The 1,877-nt window shown below is 52.1% G+C and carries 1 protein-coding gene; it reads left to right on the forward strand.

Features of this window, described 5'->3' with window-relative positions; genetic code table 11:
• Positions 1–118: 118 nt before the first annotated feature.
• Positions 119–1,877: transposase family protein (locus GY937_01370; protein ID MCP5055355.1), on the forward strand; the 1,759-nt coding region annotated here is incomplete at its 3' end.

Here is a 1,877-nt window from a genome sequence, read left to right on the forward strand (position 1 = left end):
TCATGCATTGCCATTGGAATCAAATGAGAAGGCACTCGATTTAGAAGACGACAGTATCGTCAGGTGTCATGTCGTCAGAGGAGGGGGTGAACCCTCGAGAAAGGGGGGATCCTATCTAATGACGCCGACACCAGAAAACACCGGTCTGATGATGGATCGATTGATCCATTGGAATCGCTTGCTGCTTGCGAAAAGCAGACGGAACAAAAAGTGGCGAGAATCATTGAAAAAGAAACAACAGCAGAAACGTCACGACAGAAATTCCCATATTGCTATGACTCCGAAGAACCATCGTCAACCGACGCCTGAGGATAACACTCCGAAGAGTGTAGAGCAACTGCAGAATGCGGATGCTCGAATCCAGGCCATCAAAGGGTACTTGGCAGATACAGACTCAGAAATTCCTGAGGAGTTCCGTAGATGGGTGCTGGATAACGCGCCCCGACTCCAGGTGATCGATGGAGTGGTGTACTACCGAATCGCGGATTCAGTTACACAGGAACCTCAGTGGAGAGTCTATGTGCCCGAGTCGGAACGTTCCCAGATCCTGATTGAGATGCATGATGGACAAGGACACCAGGGTGTCCACAAGACGTATATGGCCACTTCGTTACGCTACTACTGGCCGAATATGTTGGCCCATATCAAGACCCACGTGTGGTCTTGTATGGTGTGCGCTTCGCATTCGGGTCAGGGGCGTAAGCGAGAAGGGCCGTTGCACTCAATCAGCACCAGTCAACCATGGGAACTCTTAACGATGGATGTCCTGAAGGTTTGCCGATTGCGCAATGGGAATGTGTGTGTCTTAGTCATCGTAGATACACTTTCCAAATTCGTGATGGCCTACCCTATGAAGGACGAGAAGGCTGAAACTGTTGGTGAAGCATTGGTGCACTGCTTGCTGGAATCTGGGATTGGATTCCCAGAACGCATATTGTCAGACAACGGGGCATGTTTCACTTCGAAAATTTTGAAGGAAGTGTCCACGTTCTTTGGCTACAAGCAGAACTTCACGATGGCGTTCCATCCAGCGGCGGATGGCCAGACGGAAAGGATGAACCGAACACTCTTGGGCATGTTGTCTAAAGTGTGTTACGGCGATCCTTTGTCTTGGGATGAGAACCTGGCGACCGTTCTCATGGGCTACAACGCCACGCCACACTCGACAACGAAGTTTGCACCATACCAACTGCTTTTTGGTCGCAATCCGAATTTGCCTTCAGCAACCGCCCTATCAACAGCTCGTTCACCCTACACTGTGGACCCGCTGAGTTGGTGGGACACGTTGGCACGCAAATTGCCAATCTACTGGCAGACGGCCAAACTTCGGATTGAAAGCATGAACGCTGTCAACAAAGACTACTTCGACCGCAAAGTTCATCGACAGGAGATAAAGGCAGGAGATCGGGTCCTTTGGTGTGACATGGGCGCATTGGCACGGCCAACCAAGAAATTGGAGTGCCTTTGGAAAGGCCCATTCTTGGTGTGTTCCACCAATGCCAAAAGATGGAGCCATAGTGGCACAAGCTGCGTCATCGATCTTGGCCCAGGCACTCTACCTCGGAAGACGATGACTGTGGCGTTGCGACATGTGCTACTGCCAAGAAAGGAGCTCCTTGCGTCTGGTCAAGTCCGCAAGAAAACAAGGACGCGGCTCACCGCCCATACCCAGTTGTATCCTGATGACCCTCCCATGGTAGGGATACATGGGCCTCGAGGAGGGGGTGAGACCGTGGTCCCGGAAGAAACGAAGGAGGGGCCTCCCAAGCCTAGCGTTGGGCCTACGAGGCCCAAGCATTGGGTCGAGGAAGCTCAACAATGGGTGAGGGAAGGACGAAGATTGCAACGACGACCGGCACTTCGAGTCGGCAGAATCA

This window comes from bacterium (genome assembly GCA_024228115.1).
In the GTDB taxonomy this organism is placed as follows: domain Bacteria; phylum Myxococcota_A; class UBA9160; order UBA9160; family UBA6930.